The organism is Pseudomonas sp. MAG002Y (assembly GCF_019400845.1).
GTDB lineage: Bacteria > Pseudomonadota > Gammaproteobacteria > Pseudomonadales > Pseudomonadaceae > Chryseomonas > Chryseomonas luteola.
Genome location: NZ_WOEJ01000019.1, coordinates 64,956 through 86,077 on the forward strand (window position 1 = coordinate 64,956; position 21,122 = coordinate 86,077).

The 21,122-nt window shown below is 54.7% G+C and carries 15 protein-coding genes; 6 read left to right on the forward strand and 9 right to left on the reverse strand.

The features are described from left to right. Window positions 1–338 precede the first annotated feature (338 nt). Window positions 339–980, reverse strand: coding sequence for an HD domain-containing protein (locus GM154_RS21700; protein ID WP_219653321.1), 642 nt, complete (start codon window positions 978–980; stop codon window positions 339–341). A 119-nt stretch (window positions 981–1,099) separates the two neighbouring features. Between GM154_RS21700 and GM154_RS21705 the strand changes: the two genes are divergently transcribed. After that, window positions 1,100–2,065: a GlxA family transcriptional regulator gene (locus tag GM154_RS21705; protein ID WP_219653322.1), complete on the forward strand. Its 966-nt coding sequence runs from the start codon at window positions 1,100–1,102 to the stop codon at window positions 2,063–2,065. Window positions 2,066–2,084: 19 nt separating this feature from the next. Here the strand turns inward: GM154_RS21705 and pbpC are convergent, their stop codons facing one another. The 4 genes from pbpC to GM154_RS21725 form a co-directional block, all read right to left on the reverse strand. After that, window positions 2,085–4,415 carry a peptidoglycan glycosyltransferase PbpC gene (gene pbpC, locus GM154_RS21710; RefSeq protein WP_219653323.1) on the reverse strand — a complete coding sequence of 777 codons (2,331 nt, stop codon included), beginning with the start codon at window positions 4,413–4,415 and terminating at the stop codon, window positions 2,085–2,087. 27 nt (window positions 4,416–4,442) lie between these two features. Further along, entirely contained in the window at window positions 4,443–9,392 is a 4,950-nt protein-coding gene (locus tag GM154_RS21715; protein WP_219653324.1) for an alpha-2-macroglobulin, read from the reverse strand. A gap of 299 nt (window positions 9,393–9,691) precedes the next feature. Next, a complete protein-coding gene (locus GM154_RS21720; protein WP_125889109.1) occupies window positions 9,692–10,081 on the reverse strand; it encodes a VOC family protein in 390 nt (129 codons plus the stop codon). Then, the gene (locus GM154_RS21725) at window positions 10,078–10,872 is read right to left on the reverse strand and encodes a DeoR/GlpR family DNA-binding transcription regulator (protein ID WP_125889108.1); all 795 of its coding nucleotides are present in this window, start codon (window positions 10,870–10,872) and stop codon (window positions 10,078–10,080) included. The genes GM154_RS21720 and GM154_RS21725 overlap by 4 nt, the downstream gene beginning before the upstream one ends. 589 nt (window positions 10,873–11,461) lie before the next feature. Here GM154_RS21725 and GM154_RS21730 point away from each other — a divergent pair. From GM154_RS21730 to GM154_RS21740, 3 genes are all read left to right on the forward strand, one after another. Continuing rightward, window positions 11,462–12,670: an SGNH/GDSL hydrolase family protein gene (locus tag GM154_RS21730; RefSeq protein WP_219653325.1), complete on the forward strand. Its 1,209-nt coding sequence runs from the start codon at window positions 11,462–11,464 to the stop codon at window positions 12,668–12,670. Between the two features lie 153 nt (window positions 12,671–12,823). Then, window positions 12,824–13,456, forward strand: coding sequence for a TetR/AcrR family transcriptional regulator (locus GM154_RS21735; protein WP_219653326.1), 633 nt, complete (start codon window positions 12,824–12,826; stop codon window positions 13,454–13,456). A 45-nt stretch (window positions 13,457–13,501) separates the two neighbouring features. After that, window positions 13,502–14,485 carry an MDR family oxidoreductase gene (locus GM154_RS21740; RefSeq protein ID WP_219653327.1) on the forward strand — a complete coding sequence of 328 codons (984 nt, stop codon included), beginning with the start codon at window positions 13,502–13,504 and terminating at the stop codon, window positions 14,483–14,485. Window positions 14,486–15,138: 653 nt separating this feature from the next. Here GM154_RS21740 and GM154_RS21745 read toward each other — a convergent pair. Both GM154_RS21745 and GM154_RS21750 read right to left on the reverse strand, forming a co-directional pair. Further along, window positions 15,139–15,528: a response regulator gene (locus tag GM154_RS21745; protein WP_074828994.1), complete on the reverse strand. Its 390-nt coding sequence runs from the start codon at window positions 15,526–15,528 to the stop codon at window positions 15,139–15,141. 110 nt (window positions 15,529–15,638) lie between these two features. Further along, a complete protein-coding gene (locus tag GM154_RS21750; RefSeq protein ID WP_074828991.1) occupies window positions 15,639–16,523 on the reverse strand; it encodes an AraC family transcriptional regulator in 885 nt (294 codons plus the stop codon). 134 nt (window positions 16,524–16,657) lie between these two features. Here GM154_RS21750 and GM154_RS21755 point away from each other — a divergent pair, with 134 nt between their 5' ends. Together GM154_RS21755 and GM154_RS21760 are read left to right on the forward strand one after the other, a co-directional pair. Further along, a complete protein-coding gene (locus tag GM154_RS21755) occupies window positions 16,658–17,569 on the forward strand; it encodes a DMT family transporter (protein ID WP_219653328.1) in 912 nt (303 codons plus the stop codon). Between the two features lie 151 nt (window positions 17,570–17,720). After that, a complete protein-coding gene (locus tag GM154_RS21760) occupies window positions 17,721–18,173 on the forward strand; it encodes an Hsp20 family protein (RefSeq protein WP_258019975.1) in 453 nt (150 codons plus the stop codon). Window positions 18,174–18,265: 92 nt separating this feature from the next. On the opposite strand, the gene GM154_RS21765 is transcribed toward GM154_RS21760, so the two are convergent. Further along, window positions 18,266–19,624, reverse strand: coding sequence for an MFS transporter (locus GM154_RS21765; protein WP_125889102.1), 1,359 nt, complete (start codon window positions 19,622–19,624; stop codon window positions 18,266–18,268). 318 nt (window positions 19,625–19,942) lie between these two features. Then, window positions 19,943–20,983 (reverse strand): LacI family DNA-binding transcriptional regulator, encoded by a 1,041-nt coding sequence (locus GM154_RS21770; protein ID WP_074828987.1) that lies wholly within the window; start codon window positions 20,981–20,983, stop codon window positions 19,943–19,945. Window positions 20,984–21,122: the final 139 nt, after the last annotated feature.

Here is a 21,122-nt window from a genome sequence, read left to right on the forward strand (position 1 = left end):
GGAATTGCAGGGGCAAATGCCCGCCGAGTGATCGAAATGGCTGTTTAGACCTGCTATTTAGCCTGTCTTTTATACATCTCAAAATCAAGCGGCGTAACGTAAAGACTTTGCAGTAGAAGGGATTTCATCGTCCCCAAAAGCGATGTGGTACGGATAAGATCCTTCAAAAGCTGAGCGGAAGAAGCCGTGCGGCATTCCTGCCGACGTGCTCATGCGCCTAGTTGGTGGCCGCGTGAACATGAGGGTTATAGGTACGGATTTCAGAAAAGGCTGTTGAGGATTCAGTCGATCAGACCGAGATGAAACCAGCCTGGCTGGTTTCATCTCCAGGCGTCACACTAACTGGCCCATTGAGAGTTTCGAATGACGCTGCAGAAATTCAGGGGAGCGAATTGAGGGTCTTTGTCAGCGATAACATCTGCCTTGACATTGCCGAACGTAGTCTGAGGTTTGTGTTTTATTCCCTCGTAAAAGGCCTGAATGATCTCTTCCTTGAAACGATTGCCTCGAGGATGGGCATTGACGATTGCTTGTCGTTGCTCATCGCTGTATTCCGGGTAGGTTAGCCCTAGCACGTCCATCTCTACGCCTGCCGTGACCAGGGCAATCAGCGGATGCATGTGCTGGGGAATGCCCGGCGTGGTATGCAGTGCAATTGAGGCCCAGACGGTATCGATATCCTGTTGGTTTATCCCGTGGCTTGCCAGAAATGCCCTGGCCGCGTTGGCACCGTCTACCTCAAAGCGCTCGCAGGCGCTGCTGTGCTGATGCGTCAGGCCCATGTCATGGAACATGCAGCCGCAATACAAAAGCTCCGCATCGTATGTTAAGCCGCGCTTTTGCCCGGCCAGCGCCGCGAAGTAATAGACCCGGCTGGAATGGTGAAAGAGGAGGGGAGAGGCGGTATCTCGAACAATCTCAGTAATTTCCCGAGTCAATGCAGTATCGGGGATGCTAACGCCATCAATATTAATACTCATGCAAACTCTCCGGCAAAGGGTGGAAAACAAAGTTTCACCTGTTGTCGGTATGTCCTCAATTGCAGTATTGCGTTAAATCCTGCCATTATCCGTCTGAGACAGACGTGTAGAGGACTTCAATGACCAGACTTGTCGCCATCCTGGCACTTCCCGGTGTGCAGCTGCTCGATGTGGCGGGTCCTTTGGATGTTTTCGCACAGGCTAACCTTGAATCAGGAGGCTCCTCCTACCTGTGCAGGGTAATTGGGCTTAAGTCAGGTCCCGTCCAAAGTTCGTCAGGTGCACGTCTGTATGCAGACGGCGTTGTCAATGAACAGCCGGAGCGCTATGACACTGTTCTTGTCGCAGGGGCACCGCATATCTCCAATCTCAAGCCGGACCCGATAACTCTGGCGTGGATACGCGGTGCAGCAAAGCGTGCGCGGCGCTTTGGTTCTGTCTGTACAGGTGCATTTGTTTTGGCTCACAGTGGCTTGCTCGAGGGGCGTCGTGTCACTACTCATTGGGCTTGCGCACCCGCGCTGGCACAGGCATATCCCAGCGTCCAGGTCGAAGAGGATGCTATGTATATTCGAGACGGTAAATTGAGAACATCAGCTGGGGTGACGGCAGGTCTCGATCTTGCCCTGGCACTGGTAGAAGAAGACTTGGGCCTGGACATTGCAAGACAGGTGGCTTCTCAGCTGGTTATGTATTTCAAGCGACCCGGAGGGCAGCTCCAGTTCAGCCGGCATGGACAGTCCAGTGTTGGCGGTCGGTCTGTTCTGCAGGAAACACAACGGTGGGCCATGGCGAACCTGTCGTCACCGTTGTCAGTCGACGCGTTAGCGGCTCATGCAGGTATGAGTCCCCGACATTTTGCGCGATTGTTTTCAGCTGAAATCGGTGAAACGCCTGCGGTATGGGTAGAGCGTGCGCGCATAAGCGCCGCTCGTTTGCTTTTGGAAGAGCAGGGCGATGTGCCCAAGCAAGTCGCTACCAAGGTCGGCTTTGCCAGCACCGATACGTTGCGCCGAGCCTTCATGAAACACGTGGGCATTACTCCAGCCGAATACCGTAAACGCTTTCATGCATCAGAGGCTTAATGCGTAAGACATAAAGCCGCTACCGCACTACAGTTACATTCACATGCTCGGTCTGTCCGGAATCATCCAGTACGCTGATCTCGTAAGCTCCCGGCCTGGGAAACGTGTAACTCAATTGTTCCGATTGCTCTGCCACCGGTTCGCCGTTGACGAACCACCAGCGTGAACCTTCACCACCCTGCGCGGTTACGGTGATGGAAACGGGTTCGGATTGTCCGGCAGGCGCCTGTAATCGTGCACCATCACGTAGCCCGGTAATTTGTAACGGACTGGCTGCAGTGCCAAGGGTAGGCGCACAGCTTGAATCGATTGATGGCAGACGGGACGTGCGTCGCTCGCGCGCGGCCAGCCAAGGTTCGAGGGACGCAGGCCAAGCCAGGAAACGTACCGGACGTGCGCCAGAACATGAGGGTGCCACCTGCTTGCCTGCCTCGTTGACCCAATAGGTCTCATCCAGGCCTTGACCCAAGGGCTGGTCAGGAGCTTGCATTGTGGGAGGCGTCTGTTTGTCCAGCGTGAAAGCCCAACGTCGGACTCGACAGTTTTCATCATCGGCCGGAAGCGGTTGTCCCCCAGGCCAACAGATGGATTCCACCCCGACGCTTGCTGGTCTGGTCTGTATGGGGGAGAGACGTCCTCGCTGATTATCCCGATTGAGCAATATATCGTTGACCTGAAAGAGCAGCGGGGCGGCTGAAGCAAGGCCAAACTGACCTGCTACCGGTGTGCCGTCAGGGCGACCGATCCAGACGCCAATAACATAACCTGGCGTAATGCCGATCGACCACGCATCCCGAAAACCATAGCTGGTTCCCGTCTTGTAAGCCAGCGCTGGAGGCAGTTGGGCTTCATCCAAGAGGGGATCTGAGCGGTCGGCCAGCATACGCCGAACGATCCAGGCAGCACCGGGCGACATCAACCGTCTTTCCATCACAGGCTCTTCTGGACGAAACCGCAGGCGGGCTACCTTTCCCTCGCGCGCGAAGGCGCTATAACCACTGACCAGGTCTTCCAGTCGAGCGCCGACACCGCCTAGTATCAATGAGAGATTGGGCTCAGCGCCTCGAGGATAAAAGAGTGGGACGCCTGCACCAAGCAGTTCACCGGAAAACCGCTTGGAGCCATAAGCCTCGAGCAATTGCACCGCAGGGAGATTGAGCGACCGATGTAACGCCTCGCTGGCAGAGACGGGGCCACTGAAGCCTGAAGAGAAATTCCCGGGCCGGTAATCGCCAAAGCGTCGAGGGACATCTTGCAGCAAGGATTCCGAGTGGATCAGACCTGCGTCCAGCGCCTGGGCATACAGGAAGGGCTTGAGCGTGGAGCCGGGTGATCGTATGGCTGATACCATGTCGACATGGCCAAACCGCCGATCATCCGTGATATCGACAGAGCCCAGGTATGCCTTTACCGCCATGCTCCCGGTATCAACCACAATAATTGCAGCTGAAGTGCGCTCCGGTAGACGGGCCCGCCAATCAAGGAGCAGCGATTCGAGGCGCCGTTGCAAGGTAATGTCGATGGTCGTGTGGATCGCTGGCGACTCTCCTGGCGTATTCAGCCGACGAGCCAGCAGCGGTGCCTGGTCAGGCGATTGCCGGGGCGCCAGCCACACAGGTTCTTCCATCGCCTCTTTTACCGCTTTGGCAGGCCATACCCCTTCGCTGTCCAGTCGAGCGAGCACTTTGTCTCGCGCCGCCTGTGCTCGTTCGGGAAAGCGATCCGGCCTCAAACGACTGGGCGCTTGTGGCAATACCGCAAGTAGTGCTGCTTCGGCACGTGTAAGGTTGACAGGTGACTTGCCAAGATAAGTCCAGCTGGCGGCGGCGACTCCTTCCAATGTGCCGCCGAAGGGTGCACGGTTGAGGTACAGCGTGAGGATTTCCTGTTTGGACAGGTGCCACTCAAGCTGAGCGGTCCGAAACAGCTGGCGAAGTTTTCCCGCCAGAGTCCGCGAGTGTGGATCGAGCAAACGGGCAACCTGCATGGATAGCGTGCTACCTCCCGAGACGACCCGTCCGCTTGAGAGATTCAGCCAGGCGGCACGTGCAAGCGCAGCCGGATTGATGCCGGGGTGCTGATAGAACCAACGGTCTTCATACGCCAGTAACGCGTCGAGGTAGTAGGGCGAAACGGTATCTGGCGTAGCAGGATAGCGCCAGATACCTTGCCCATCAGCGAACCGGTAGAGCGGCTCGCCGTCTTCGGCCAGAATGACATGGGCAAGCCCATCGTCAGGTACAGGTAGCGGCCAAAGCTGGTCAGCCAACCATAACATTGCAGCAAGCACTGAAAAAAGGCTCAGCGCGAGACGAGACCAGTACTTTGCGGCGTGCAGGCCTTTTTTCATGGCTACACAACTCGGGAGGTCTGCCGCTTAACGCGGCAGAACAACCAGTTGATCAGGGGTAGCCCCCAGCGCTTGCCAGGCAGGGCGATACATGGACTCCACCTGGGGTGGCGGAACGAGGTAGCGTCCTGGTGTAACGGCCCGCGCCAGGTATACCAGATGCGTGGTGCCATAGCCGTTGACATCTACGGCGGCAACATAACGATCATCTCGGTACTCCTGATGCTTGAGCGTACCGTTCTGCATCGCCTTTACCCATTCACGAACGTTGCTGCCGGCGTCATCCAGGCTGGCTGCGCTTTGTGCCAGGTTCTGGTTTTCCAGCTCAAGTCCTGCCGGTAGCAGGTCGACCACCAGCGCATCGGGTACACGTTGATGAGCCCGTACGGCAAGGTGCACAAGCACAAGTTCGCCACTATGGAGTTGGGACAGATTGACCGGACGGCCATCCATCCCCAGGTAGCTGCGCTCGATGCTCAGGTTTTCGCTGGTAGGCGCCGGCGCCTGCATCCCATAACCGGTCACAGTCATTTGCTGGTACACCACCGCATCACCCGTGTTGCGTACCGAAAGCGGTGTATTGAGTTCGGCACCATCGATGTGCTGCGTCACGTCGCGGTTATCGGCCAGTTCGCGCGGGACTCCTGCGAGAGTTAATTCGACCTTCCAGGGCTGGGCCGGTTTACTCATGATCGAACGACCCGCGAGATACAGCCAGTTTCGTTCTTGCGTCGACAGCCACTGATGAGTAGACAACTCTTCCGCCAGCGCAAACAGACGTTGGGTACGTTGGTCTGCCGCCAGGTCATTTTCTTCGAGCAGTGCGAAAATCTGCGCCTCGTCACGCAAGACACTACCGTAGTCATGGAACCAGGCCTTTGAGGCGCGAACCTGTGCAAGTCCGGCCGTCAGTGCTTGCATTGCCCGGTCATTGTCACCCATGCGCTGCAGGGCGATGGCAAGATGGGCCAAGGGCAGGCCGGACGCTGCAGCCTCACGGCGATCGTACAGGCTACGCAGTGCGCCAAGCGGTGCCTGTTTGCTACGTGCCAGTACATAAGCCGCATAGGCCTGAACGGCAAAGCGGTCGTGGGTGGCGTTTTCGCTATACCCTACATCGATCTGATTAGGGTCTTGCAGATAGCGCAGCAGCCGTTGTGTTGCCTTGTTAAGAGGTTCAGCGGGTACAGCAAAGCCTCGCTCCCGAGCCCGTAGCAGGAAGTCAGTGACATACGCTGTCAGCCAGTACTCTTCTGAACTTTCTGCGCTCCAGAGACCGAAGCCGCCCGAGTATCGTTGCATTCCTAGCAGTCGATCGATTCCCACCTCGATCTTGCGGCGGCGGTCGCTCTCCTGCTCACCCTGAATGCCGAGGCGCTTGAGTGACTCGGCGTCCGCATAAAGGGAGGGGTAAAGCCCACTGGTGGTCTGTTCGAGACATCCGTATGGGTAGGCCTCAAGTGCCTTGATATGCTCGGCCAGATTAAGCGGTGGCTGGCTGGATACTGCCAGCATGGCTTCCCGCGTTTCTGGAGCATAGGCTTCAAGCACCGATGCCGGTAAGCTCCAGGAGGGTGTGCTGGCGTCCAGCGCGACAGAGAATTGGTCACGGCGTGCCGGATAGGCCGGGCGAACACCTAGCGTCCAGTCGCGGGACAGCGATGAGCTACCCTCTGGCATCACCAATCCCGTGATCCGAACGGTAACCTTGCCTGTCCCGTAACCCCCAAGCGCTTTTACCGGTACCTTGAGTGTTACGCGTTGTCCTTCTTTCAGGGCAAGGGGCTTATCAACGGTTTCCTGCAGCGCCAGACGTCCTGAAACCTCGGTTTTGACCGTTAGCTGCTGAGCGCGTCCGGAAAGGTTTGTCACATCCAGGGCCAATGTCGTTTCGTCACCGCTTGCAAGAAAGCGAGGTGCAGCCAACTCAGCCACCAGAGGTGCCGCAACAGTGACCTTGCTTTCACCCGCCCCGAACCGATCTTCTGTCCAGGCTTGAGCCATGACGCGCAGCTCACCGTTGAAATCTTCAACCGGCAGGCTTACCTCGGCATTACCTTCTGCATCGAAGGTTACTGCCTGACTCTGCTCAGAGAGAATTTTCACCTTGGTAGGGGGCCGCTTGCCGCCGGCCGACAGGTCCGCGTCACCACCAAAAGCCATGGCTGCCAGGCGGCCACGGCCTGCCTCGATCAGCTGGCCATACACATCGAACTGATCGGCCGTGTAGGCCTTACGGCCAAAGAAGGCTGAGAAGGGGTCCGGTGTGATATATCGAGTGATGCTCAAAACACCGGTATCGACAGCCGACACCAGAACGTGCGCCTGTTGAGGAATCGATCCATCGGCGTTGCGTGCCTGCAGGCGGACCTTTAATGGTTGCCCCGGCTCCATGCGTTCAGGTGTATTCACCGTCAGGTTCAGGCGACGAGCCTCACGGTCCAGCGGGAGATGGAGCAGGCCTACCGCACGCTTGGGGGTAACGCCTGTCTTGGCCTCACCTGGGCGTATAACCAGCGCAGTGACATACAGATCATGACGAGACCAATCCTTGGCGACGGGCACATCAAACGTCTTGCCGCCTTCCGGCACTTCGATAGGCTGCCACCAGAGCGGACCCTCGGCGGACTCCACGAGCAGATAACCATTGCCTGCTGTAGGAGGCGTAACAGTGATGCGAGCCTGATCGCCCACGGTGTAGGCTGGACGGTCGAGCGAAAGCTTGACCTGGTCAGGCCGTACGCTTCCGTTGTCGGTGTTGTCCTGCCACCGATAGCCTGCCCAGAACCGAATACTGCTTACCAGGTCGGTCTCCGGGTCTTCCACTTCGACCCGGTAAGGACCCCATTCCACAGGAAAACTAACCTTCGCTGAACCGTTTGCCGCAATATCGATCGTCTCTTCAGACATGGTGATGGCTTTTTCGTTGTAACGACTACTCCAGCCTTCATCATCAGAAAAACCCCAGTAATAGTCCCTTCGTTCACGGACCAAACGGACCCGTAGCTGGCTGGCCTGTAGTTTCTTACCCTGCGCGTTGGCCATAACGATCTCAAAGCCCGCCTGGCTATCTGCATCGACCTCGCCGTCATTGAATAAAGGGCGAATTCCGGGAAGGTGTTGAGCGGGCCAGACCGGTTGGACAAGACGACGTGTTACCGGTCTGCCGCCTGACTCCTGCAGGCTGGACTGCAAAATCAACTGCAGGGGCGAGCGCGCTTCGCTCCAACGGGTATCCTGGGAAAGAAGTCCGCGTCCTTTGGTATCCAGCGTCAGGTCATCCAGGTCAAGGTCCTGGCTAAGGTCGGCCTCGGTAATGGAGCCGAACTGATAACCCGGCAGGGTTGCCACGGCTTCGCGAAGTGGTCTGACATACAGCTGGCTGGAGAGGGTATTGCCATTCGCGGGTGCTCCGTACAGGTAGCGGCCGGTCACGCTGACTTCAAATGGTTCATCGGGAGCCAGCGGCGCGTCTTCACCCTTGAGCTCAAGCGCCATGCGCTCTGGAAGGAAATCTTCGACGGAAAACTCATACAGTTGAGGCGTAGCCCCGTCTACCTGCATGACCAGTTGCCAGCGGCCAGTAGGTGCTTCTTCGCCCAGTTGCAGTTCATATTGGTAAAGACCATTTGCATCAGGCTTCCAGACGAAGCGACGGCTCGTCTGGTTATCCGGCCGACGAACCTCGACCGGGACCGGGTGTGGTGGCAGCGCATGTCCGTCTCCGTCGCGTAACAGTGCGTTCAGCAGCACGGTCTCGCCGGGTCGATACAGGTCACGAGGTCCGAATACAAAGAACTGTTGAGGCTGTTGCCGTGGGCCATCGATCTTGTATTCAGCCAGATCCAATGCGGGGTTATCCAGTCGCAGCAGGCTGGTTTGCCCATCATGCTGAGCCAGCAGCACACGTGCGTTACCGTTGACGGTAAGCTGCGCATGTCCTTGGGCATCGGTCTGGGTTTCAGCCAGAACTGCACTGTCTTTACCCAGTACCCGAATGGCAATCTTGCCCAGTGGCTGTCCGCCATTTAGCGCTTGAGTGAAGACATCGATCCGATCCCTATAGTGATGGGCCGACAAGCCGATATCGCTCAACGTCAGCAGCGTAGTCGACTGTTGATAGTCGTATTTGCCGGCCTGTTGCATCACGGCCAAATAAACGCCGCTTTCTTTGAGGGACTCTATCCCAGTCAGGGGCAGCAGTACGGTTTCCCGGGTATTCAACTTGGGTGACAGGTTGAATCGGCCGGTATAGACCAGCTCTGCCATTGGCAGTATTTCGCTCGACTCCCAATACCCCATTGTGGCTCGATTACCCCACTTGGCAAGGAAGGCTGGCAGCGCATCGGGCTTGATGCGAAAAAAGTCGACATTGATTTTATCGACGTTCAGGGCAATGACCGGAAGCCCCTCGGCCAGTCGTGTTGGCAGGAGTGAGCCACGACTGGCGAAGCCAACGCTTGGGGTAATGTTTCGCGTGTTGAGTGAGGTGGTGTAAGGGGCATTCAGCGCGTTGCCATTGATGGCTTTTAGGCCCGCATCAATGGTCAGAGTAAGCTCACGCTTGGGCTGCAAATGGCGCAGCCGAAGCTCCATCTGGTTATCCGACAGTTCCCAGGCGCCATCAACCGGGCCGGCGGTCTTGTCTGCCAGATGAAGGTACTGATGAAATGCCTGTTCGCGTTGCAAGGGGACTGAAAACGTAACCGACAAAGTGCTGGCACCGTCCAGCTGAATCTCAGAGGCGTCAACCACAGTCAATGCTCGGCCAGCGTATCGCTCGGCTGTCTGGGCAATATCCTGAGTTTTTGATACCGGTGCCGATTCGGCTGTTTTAGCATCAATAGTCGCAGATGCAGACGATCCGGATGATTCAGGCGCGGTCTTGGATGTAGATCCCGTTGGCGCATCCTGAGAGGCGTCGCAGGCGGCAAGTAGGCACAGAATCGCGCTGAGTAATATCCCTTTGAGGCGCATGTTAGTTCCATTAACAGGTCGGGGCGCGGATCATACTCCGACTGACCGTGGCAGGAATACGGTTTGCGCGCCAAGGCTTAACTATTTTTATTTCTGCTTTTCAAAGGATGGTTGTTAGTTGATACGTACCACTGTGTAAAGCATTGAGGCTACCCGGTGTGAGAGATCCTGAGATGCCTAGGTTCTTGAGAAGGCCTCTGGAAATCGGCCTCGCTGTCTGAATAAGCGAGGCCGAATGTGTAAGCTACAAGCTAGCGGTATTGTTGATATTCAGCAGCGCGGCCAAGAAGATCAAACGATCAGGCCGTTATTTCGATTAGATTGCCATCGGGATCCCGGATTACCGCTTCGAAGAAGCCATCGCCCGTCCAGCGTGGCGCGGATACTAGCGCCTGTTCGCCGTCCATATGCTCAGCAAGTTTCCTGACGGCGTCTTCCGATCCCAGCGAGATGGCGATATGGGCCCAGCCTGTTACAGGTGTGTCTGAAGAGATGGGGGCTTGGTTCAGTCTCGGATGCGTCATCAGTTCGATAGTCGGTCCGTCCTCTAGAGTGACGAAGCGAGAAATGAAGCCTTTGTTGGTCTGGCTGTGGTAAGGCTGACCGATGCGGGCGCTAAAGGTCTGATGCCAGAAATCGGCGGCCCGCTCAAGATCAAGTGTCCATAGGGCAACGTGTGCAATCTTCATAGCGCCTCCTGAATGTGTACGGTCTGTACCGAGCAGCCTGATTTTCGAAATGCCTTCAGGCGCGGCTCGACCTGGTTGTTTGTTTCAATCACCAAATGATCGATCGCCTCGCTGGGGATCACCTGATAGGGCGCCAGGGTGTCGAATTTATCGGCAGACAGGGTAATAACCGTGGCGTTGGCCGCGTTCACCAGGGCGCGCTTGAGCTCCGCTTCCTCGAAGTTGAATGCCGTCACGCCCGTTTCAAAGCTGAGCGCGCAGGCCCCCATGAAATAAATGTCTGCGTGAATAGCCTGGATTTCCCTTAGTGCTTTTGCCCCCAGACTGCCACCCGCTTTTGAGTCGAGGCGGCCCCCAATCAGGATCGTCTCTACCCCAGGCTTGCTCAGTAGTGCTTCGCCAATAGCGGGCGCGTTGGTGATGACTGTGAGGTTGGCCTGTGAAGGAAGGGCCAATGCAATTGCCCGGTTGGTTGAGCCTGCATCCAGAAAAATCGTCTGGCCTGGAACGACCAATGCTGCCGCTGCTTCGGCCAGCACCGAGAGGATAGGTGTGCTGTTTTGAATACGTTTATTTAACGGGCCGGGGTCAGGGGCAACAGACAAGGCGCCCCCATATACTCGACGGCATAGTCCTCTTTGAGCCAGTTCGCGTAGATCTCTGCGAATCGAGTCTTCAGAAACGCTCATTTCTTTTGCCAGATCCGCTGCGATGACCCGCCCCTGAGAATCCAGGCGCTGGAGAATCACGGACTGACGTTCATGAGGAAGAATATCTTTAAGAATAGGCATGATCGTGTACTCAGTTGATCTATCAATCATGCATAAAGACGCATAAACATGCAATAAGTAATTATTAAGTCAGAATTTATGCACGATTTGGCGTGTTTTGCTGGCGTGAGTGGACCTGTTTGAGCAATGCCTTAAATCAGGTGTAGCTTCACTAGGGTATTCCTTAAAGCAGTATCCTATTTGTCCTACTGCATAAGGCCTTGTCTCAGCACTAAGTTAAAGGAGGACACAAAGGTATAAATGTATATGGATGTCGGAATGTTGCTAAAAAAGGTAATATAGCAGTAGCTGCCTGATTGCTTTATGCGCATGTTTGTTTTCTGCCACCGCCAAGATTACCTCTGTACCTCAGCGGATTAATTATTTATGCCGCATGAGCTGCCTGCTTCAGGTAAACCGACGCTAATTTATTGAAATAGCACTACTTTATTGAACAAGCGCAGCCGCGTTTTTGGACAGGAGCGGGTTTAGCGTCTAGCGTTGGTCGGGTTTATAGAAAAGCAGGAAACGAAACGTGGTTGAGTTCCATACTAAAAATAACGCTAATGTTTTTGCAGCCGCTCACAGGAAATCCCTAAAACGGTGGTCAATGTCCACCCTGGCGGCAGCGCTTCTAATGGCGGGTAATTATTCGCTGGCGGCTCAGCCGCAAAGTCCTCATTGGGTTGGAAGCTGGGCCGCGGCTCCACAAGCCAACGGTGCTTCTGCCGGCTCGAAAGAGACCGTTGTCAGGGTGAACAATCAGACGATACGCCAGATCGTTCATACCTCTATTGGAGGCTATAAGTTTCGGGTTCGCTTATCCAATGCCTTGGGCAAAACTCCGCTGGTGATTGGCGAGGCCCGGGTTGCATTGAGTGCTGGTAAGAACACCATCAACCCCGATACAGACCGGCCCTTGACGTTTGGAGGAATATCCTCGACGACAATCCCGCCTGGAGCGGTGATGTACAGCGATCCTGTAGACATGCGGTTCTCTTCACAAGCCGATCTGGCTATCAGCCTTTATCTACCAGAGCAGACCGAAGCTAAAACCGTACATACGTTGGGCAAGCAGACCAACTATATTTCTACCTCCGGCAACCATACGAAAGCGCGCGCGTTACAAACAAAGTCGACCAGCACTTCATGGTACTTCCTAACGGGTGTGGATATTCTGACCCATAAGGACACCACAGCTGTTGTCGCATTTGGCGACTCGATTACAGATGGTCTCAATGCCGCGGTAGATACAAACAACCGTTGGACTGACTATCTGGCTCGCCGCCTGTTGAACCGATCCGATATCAATACCAAGGGTGTTCTTAATCTCGGCATTAGCGGCAACCGCATCCTGCACGAGCAGGTGGGACCAAGCGCACTGTCACGCTTCGATCGAGATGTCATCGCGCAGCCTGGCGTTACGCATCTGATATTACTCGAAGGCATCAACGACATTGGCTATTCGGATTTGCCCGGTTCTCGGGAAAAGGTAAGCGCCAAGCAGATCATTGCAGGTTACAAGCAGCTGATTGCCCGTGCAAAAACCCATGGTCTAAAGGTAATTGGTGCTACGCTTCTACCGTATGAAGGGGGCAGTTATTACACCCGGCAGGGCGAGGCCAAGCGTCAGGAAATAAACAAGTGGATTCGTGAGAGCGGGGCCTATGACGCGGTTATCGATTTTGACAAAACCATGCGCGACCCGAAAAGACCGACCCGATTGAACCCCTTGTTCGACTCGGGCGATCATATTCATCCCAACGAGACTGGCTTCCTTGCAATGGCTAATGCCGTCAATCTGGATTGGCTTAAGTAACAGGGTGTATAGCAAGGGGCCTTTCTCGAAGGCTCCTTGTTTAAATCAGTTCCCGCTATCTACCATTTTCCATAAATTCAGATGCTACTCATCTAGAAATGGCCTTTCAGTATTCAAAATTGACTTTAAAGACGATCGGTCTAATATAAGGGCATGACTACCAGTACCTTACCGGCCCGCCGAGGTCGGCCACCTAAGATTCCCCGAGAGCACGCCGATACGCGTGACGCTTTGATCCATGCGGGTATGGAAATCTTTACCGAGCAAGGCTTTGCCGCCACAGGCATTGACTTAGTCCTTAAACGAATACAGGTGCCTAAAGGCTCGTTTTATCATTATTTCGATAGCAAGGAAGCCTTTGGGCAGGCAGTGCTCAGGAGCTACGCAGCTTACTTCGCGCGTAAGCTTGACCGCTGGTTATTGGATGAAAGCGTTGATCCCATACAGCGGCTAAAGAACTTTGTAGAGGATGCCAAAGTCGGTATGGCCAAGTACGAGTTTCGACGCGGCTGTTTGGTTGGCAATCTTGGACAGGAAGTACTCGTTCTGCCGGATAGTTTTCGCTCCCAGCTAGAAGCGACCTTGCTTGATTGGCAACGGCGTTTAGCTGACTGCCTTCGTGAGGCAGCAAAGAGAGGACAGCTGCGGTCTGGATGTAATTGTGATGATTTGGCTACTTACTTCTGGATTGGCTGGGAAGGCGCTGTGCTACGTGCACGAGTGTCTCAGACGGTGCAGCCTCTCGACTGTTTTATTGAGGGTTTTCTGAATGGCATCAAAGCATAACTGCTGCTGCCTAATTAAAGACGATCGGTCTAAATAGGAGACATGATGTTTAAAGCAATTCTCATCGACAAAAATGCATCAACCTATAACGCTCGGTTGGCTGATATGAGCGAAGACCAGCTTCCTGAAGGGGATGTAACGGTACGTGTTTCCTATAGCACGCTGAACTTCAAGGACGGACTGGCTATAACAGGGAATAGCCCTGTAGTGCGCAAATTTCCCATGGTGCCTGGAATAGACTTTGCCGGGATCGTTGAGGAAAGTACCCATCCACGGTACAAGGCTGGAGACCAAGTGCTGCTCAATGGATGGGGCGTTGGTGAAAGCCATTGGGGTGGACTGGCTCAAAAGGCCAGCGTACAGGGTGATTGGCTGATCCCGCTACCGTCCGGGCTCGACGAACACCAGGCCATGGCAATCGGTACTGCCGGATACACCGCCATGCTTTGCCTGAGGGCGCTGGAGCGACATGGAATCACACCTGATAAAGGAGACATCCTGGTAACAGGTGCTAATGGTGGCGTTGGTAGTTTCGCCGTTTCTCTGCTAGCTCGTAACGGTTATTCGGTCATTGCTGCCACAGGGAGACCCGAGGAGTCGGAGTACCTTAAAAAGCTTGGCGCCCAATCGGTTATCAACCGCAACGAACTGTCTGAGCCGGGCCGTCCGCTTTCCAAAGAGCGCTGGGCTGGAGCTATTGATTCGGTGGGTAGCCATACGCTTGCAAATGTCTGTGCTGCCACTCGGGCAGAAGGAGCGGTAGCCGCCTGTGGTCTAGCACAAGGTATGGATCTGCCCGCAACCGTAGCGCCTTTCATTCTTCGCGGGGTAAGTCTGCTAGGTATCAATAGCGTCACCCAGGTCTACGAGCGGCGTGTGGAGGCCTGGAACCGCCTGCAGACAGATCTCGATTTATCTATGCTGTCTGAAATAACACGCGAAATTACGCTAGGGGAGGCTATTACTGCGTCCACTGATTTGCTTCAGGGCAAGATACGCGGGCGGCTTGTCGTCAACGTGAATCGCTAAGAGGGCTTGGTGGATGTTACCTGTCTGGCGCCCAAGTGCTTGGTAAAGCAGCTGCTATTGTTGAGCCGCTCCTGGCTTCGTTCATAACCCAACTTGATTGTTGAGCGTCATCCTCAGACCCATTAGCCAGTAACAAACTGGCCAATGGAAAGACTTACCGCTCAGTAGAATGTGCTTCGCCAGCTCGGCTGCGTATGGAGAGAGGATATCAAAGCAGTGGGTACATAAATACAATAACCGGGTCGCCCAGGCTTAACCATTGAGGGCTTCTTTTCAGCTAACTATAGAGATATGTTGCTTCAGGCGCTATGGCATATTCCTATGCCTTGCGTTACCAGGCTGCCCATAGCATCCAAGGTAGCAATCTACACCCGAAGAGTTAGCCGCTTGCCGGCTTGCTTTACCGTTTTTGAGGCTGTTGAAGCGCATATAAAACTCAGTGCTGACCAGACTAACGAAACCTATCTAAAAAGCTAGCTAGCTAGGTAGGTAGGTAAAGCGCTTCAGACGATCCAGGCAGAAGTTGCGTCAACCGAGGGGCATAGGATCAATCATCTATTAGTCAGGATGGAGGTCAGATACCAACAGTACTCAGCACTGGAAGAAGCCTGACATCATTCAGGAAAGGCTGTAATCAGAAAGCGCTGCTTAGCTTAGCGCCTCATCTCTTTGACAGCAGTGGCCAGCTGGTCGATTGTCCATGGCTTGCGTAGAAAAGGCACATCCTTAGGTAGTTGTATTTCCAGACCGGTATAGCCAGACATCAAGACGATTGGAAGAAAAGGCCAGCGTTTTGAGACGATATGCGCCAGGTCGATGCCGTTGATGTGTCCGGGCATTCTCACATTCGATACGACCACACTTACCAATAGCGCTTTGCCCTCCAGAAAGTTCAGGGCCTCGTCAGCCGTACCAAACGCTGCTACTTCAAAGCCTTCGTTCTGTAGCACATCACTCATTAGCTCACGAAGCATGACTTCGTCTTCCGCTACAAGCGCAATGGGGGCGTAACGCTGTGATGTTTCAGCATTATGTACATCCATTTGATGTGATCCAATCAAGGTTTACTTAAAGCATAGCTGCTTTATGGAGGACCGCCTGCCAGAGCGGCTTTGAAATCAGTCTTTGGGCAGGACGGCTGACCTCTAGCACTTCAACCTGCGCGTGAGAGGGCGGTACGGTATTGTCCCGGTGTTGCACCATGTACCTGAACAAATCGGCGGCTCAGGTGACTGGCGCTGGAAAAGCCGCAGTCCAGCGTAATCTGGGCAAGTGGCAAAGTGGTATTGATCAGTAGCTCTCGAGCCCTGGCGAGCCGTCGTGCCAGTACATAGCGGTGAGGTGGCATACCGAATGAAAGCGTGAACATGCGGCTGAAGTGAAAAGTCGACAAGGCGGCTTCTTCAGCCAGTGTCGACAGCTCAAGCGGTTTATCCAGGTGGGTGTCAATATAGTCGCGGATGCGTCGTCTGACCGATGGTGAAAGGCCGCCGCGCCAGTGGACCTCCTGGCGCGGCCCGCACCCATTGAGCAGCAGATGGCTGACCGCTTCGTGCGCCAGGCTCGAGCACAGCAGGCGCTCTCCAGGTTCCTGCCAGTCACTGCGTTCCAGCGCACGGCAGATGGCAACGAGTGCAGGATCCTCCATGTATGTGCGTTCCTGCAGATGGATCGCCCGGGGTTCCTTGTCCAGAACTCGGATGGTTTCCAGCATCAACTGCTCAGGGGTGACGTACAGATGCATGAAACCCAGCCCTTGCGTAACTGACCAGTCAGAGTCGTGTCCGGCTGGCAGAACACAGAATCGGTCAGGCGCCCCATAGTGGCCCGGCTGGTCGAGGCGAAACGTCTGCCAGCCACCTTCCAGATAGAGCGACAAAGTGTGATGATCCGGGCTGCTGTATCCCAGCACGTCGGCATCGCTGCGATACCACTGCGCCAACGCCATGCCATTGCCCAGCGCAGTATGACGTAGACGGTGTGCATTGGAGGCCTGGTCTAAGGTACGAAACACTTGAAAGTCGTCGGCTTGCTGCATGATCACGTCTCCTGGTTTTACATCATAAGGCTTATGAGAGGCGCGAACCGCATGCCAGAATAAAAAGCGCAAGAATGTGCAACTCTTCAACGGACTGATTCACCACACTGGTTTCCTGACCGCTGGAGACCACCATGAACCTTACGCTTTATCTGTTGACTGTTCTGATCTGGGGCACCACCTGGATTGCCATCAAGTTTCAGATCGAATCCGTAGCCATTCCGCTTTCGATTGCCTATCGCTTCGCCCTTGCAGCGCTGGTCCTGTTTCTAATCCTGATACCGACCCGTCGCCTACAGCCATTGGATCAACGCGGCCAGCTGTTCTGCATGGCTCAAGGTGTTTGCCTGTTCTGCCTGAACTTCATCTGCTTTTACTCGGCCAGCCAGTACATAGCCAGTGGGCTGATTGCCGTAGTGTTTTCAACCGCCACACTCTGGAATGCCCTCAACGCACGCCTGTGGTTCAAGCAAACCATCGCGGCCAACGTTTTGGCCGGGGGCGCATTGGGTTTGCTGGGGCTCGCCCTGTTGTTCTGGCCGGAACTGGGCAGCCACACGGCAAGCCATGAGACTTGGCTAGGGCTTGGGCTCTCCTTGTTAGGAACACTGTGCTTTTCAGCGGGCAACATGATTTCTAGTCTGCAACAGCGCGTGGGTATCCGCCCGTTGACGAGCAATGCCTGGGGCATGTTGTACGGCGCCTTGATTCTATTGGTGATCTGCCTTGTACAGGGGGTGCCTTTTACAGTCGACCTTAGTACACGCTACGTCAGTTCGCTGGTTTATTTGGCCGTTCCTGGCTCAGTGATCGGATTTACCGCCTACCTGACCCTGGTTGGCCGTCTGGGTGCTGAGCGGGCGGCCTATTGCACCGTCCTGTTTCCGGTGGTTGCCCTTAACATCTCGGCATGGATGGAAGGATACCAATGGACATGGCCTGCACTGTTTGGGCTAGCGCTGGTACTGCTGGGCAACATCCTGGTATTTCGCAAACTCAAGGGTAGCTCGACCTTGCTGAAACCTGCGACATCAATGGGACGATAAAAATAAGCAGTTGAAAAACAAAGGCTTACTGGGCTTTCCGTTCGTCGGAAGGCCGCTTGAAAGTATTTTCACTATCCTTATGTAGGGTCATGCGGGATGCCGAAATCGGGTCCCGAGTTATCGAAACTTGCTGATCTTCAGGAGATTCATCATGACTGGTTTATCCCTTGCACCTTTGTTCCGTAGCACTGTTGGCTTTGATCGTTTCAATGATCTATTTGAGTCGGCGCTGCGTGGTTCGGTACCAGGCTATCCGCCTTACAATGTCGAGAAGCACGGCGAAAACGACTATCGCATCGTGATTGCGGCAGCGGGCCTGCATGAAGACGATCTGGATATTCAGGTCGAGCGTGGTGTGCTGACAATAAGTGCCGATCGGCGTGAGCACACCGCTGAAGGTGTGACGTACCTGCACCAAGGTATTGTCCAGCGTGCCTTCAGGCTGTCCTTCCGGCTCGATGAGCACATTGAGGTCAAAGGCGCCAGCCTAAGGAATGGCTTGCTCAATATTGATCTGGTTCGCCGGGTGCCGGAAGAAGCAAAGCCAAAGCGCATTACCATTGCCAGTGAAGCGCGTCCTGCATTGAATGACGAAGCGGCATAAGTACTAAAGACAGCAAAGGGCGCCCAACGGCGCCCTTTGCCTATATAGCGATCTGATTGGAGGACCGGCTTATTCAGCCGGTCCTTGCTGGATCAGGCCGAGGCGGGTGCAGGAACCGACGTATCCGCCAATTGCTTGCCATTCTCATCGCGCAGCTCGACACGCTGTATCTTGCCGACGATGAACAGGTAGCTGAAGACTGCGACTAGCGCGTTGGCACCTACATACACCAACGCCCAGCGGAACGAGCCTGTTACCGCAATGATGTAGCCAATGATAATGGGCGTGGTAATAGAAGCGATGTTACCGAACGTGTTGAAGAGACCACCTGAAAGGCCTGCAATCTGCTTAGGTGACGTGTCCGATACAACTGCCCAACCCAGTGCACCCAATCCCTTTCCGAAGAAAGCCAGCGTCATGAAGCCAACTACCATCCATTCGGCATCCACATAGTTACAGAACACCATGGTGGTAGATAGCAGCAGTCCGCATACGATCGGTAATTTACGGGAGAAGGTCAGTGTATTGCCGCGACGCAGCAGCCAGTCGGAGATGATGCCGCCCAGTACACCTCCAATGAAGCCGCAGATTGCCGGCAAAGACGCAATGAAACCAGCCTTCAGGATGGTCATCCCACGTTCTTGGACGAGGTAGACCGGGAACCAGGTCAGGAAGAAGTAAGTGATGGCGTTGATGCAATACTGACCGAGGTAAACGCCCAGCATCATGCGATTGGTCAGCAATTGGCTGATGTAGTGCCACTTCGGACCATTGTTAGTGCCACGTGCCTGATCCATATCGACCAGACCACCGTTCTTTTCGATGTGTGCAATTTCCGCCGCATTCGCCCGTGGATGATCCTTGGGGTTATAGATCGTTTTCATCCAGATGCCGGAGAAAATGATGCCCAATACACCCATGACAACAAACACATGTTCCCAGCCGAAGCTGTAAACGATCCAGCCCATTAGCGGTGCAAACAATGCCGTTGCGAAGTATTGTGCAGAGTTGAACACGGCCGAAGCGGTACCGCGCTCTGCAGTGGGGAACCAGGCTGCAACGATGCGGGCGTTACCCGGAAATGAAGGCGCTTCGGCAAATCCCACCAGAAAACGTAGAACGAACAGCGTAACCACGGCCCAGGCTACAGGCATCATGCCAACAAAGCCCTGAAGCAGAGTAAACAGTGACCAGATGAAAATACCCGTGGCGTAAACGCGTTTTGAACCGAAGCGGTCAAGTAGCCAGCCCCCGGGGATCTGGCCCAGCACATAGGCCCAACCAAAAGCAGAGAAGATGTAGCCGAGCGTGACGGCATCGATTCCCAAATCCTTTTGCATACTGGAGCCGCCAATCGAAATGGTGGCTCTATCCGCATAGTTGATCGTTGTTACCAGGAACAGCATCAGGAGAATCAGATAGCGGACCCGGGTTTGCCGTGTATCGCCCATAACGTTCACCTCGATATTTATTGTTGTCGATGATTAGCCTCACCCCGTAGAGCGGTGTGGCAGAAAGGAAGCGAGCTGGAGCTATGCGCCTGAGTAGGTAACAGGCAATAAGTGAGAGGGAAGGGATAACTGAGTACGCGGTTCGATATGTTTCACGGTTGTTGTCCTTTTTATAGTGATCAGATGGTGCCTTGTCTGATTGCGCAATCATTAAAGGCACTATCACACCAATCGGTTGTGTCTATTGATAACCGATCTTGATGTGATTGCGCAATCATTAAAGTGTAAGAGGCTGACGAATAGCCGCCTGCCGTTGAATCAGGTTGTGGAGCGTTCCACAATTGTGAACCCAGTGTCCAACTGTACCGGCTCGGTATGTTGGTCAGGATTTTGAAAGCGCGCCAGCAGGGCCTTCGCAATGAGCTTGCCCATTCGGGCACCATCAACATTCACAGTCGAGAGTGCAGGGTATACATGAGCCGCGCTGGATAGGTCGCCAAATCCTAGAACGGCTAGTTCTTCAGGTACCTTGATCCCCTGACTGGCCGCTTCTGCCAGAATGCCTTGGGCAACTGTATCGGAACTGCATACCACCACTTCAGGAAGCGAGCCACGCCCCTTGAGCTGGCGCAAACCTTCACGACCACTTAACAGCGTGGCAGGCGTTTGCATGATCTCGACAGGTACATCCGTAATGCCTAATGACGCCAGTTGGTCCAGCAGGGCACGTCCACGCTTTAGAGCTCGTATGTCGTCGACCGAAACCAGTCCAAACTGACGATACCCTTTGCCATAGAGATAATCGGCCATAGCGCGCCCAACGGCTTCATGGGAAAAGCCAATTTGCATGTCGATGGGCTCGGTGCCCAGCTCCCATGCTTCAACTACCGGAATGGAGGATCGGGACAGTCGTTCACGGCTTTCTTCGGTATGAAGTGTGCCAGTCAGTACAATCCCATCAGGCCGCCGACCGAGCACAGCTGCCAAAAGCTGCTCTTCCTGTTCAGGGGAGTAGCCGGTCAGACCTATCATCGTCTGGTATCCTGATGCGGTTAGCTGATCGATCAAGGCCTGTACCGTGTCGGCAAAAATAGAGTGTGCAATTGTCGGCAGGAAGATGGCGACCAGCCGACTTTTATTCGAAGCCAGGCCTCCCGCCAACATATTGGGAACATATCCGGTGGCTTTGACGGCGGCCAAGACCTTTTCCCGGGCGGCCTCGCTTACGATCTCTGGGCGATGGAGTGCTCGGGAAACCGTAATGGGTGAGACACCCGCCACCTTGGCGACATCAATCAAGGTCAGGGCGGGAGTACCAGAAGAGGGCCCGGAGGCGGTTTTCGATGATTTTCTTGCCATTACCTTCGAGGCCAACAATGAAGCAGAGCGCCATCTTAACGGCTTGCGCTTTTCTTGTATGCGTTCTGTCGTGGGTATCCAGAGCTATTGCTGAGCCGTTATCCTTTGGCAGCGCATCCCTCTGCGTTCCAACTGATAA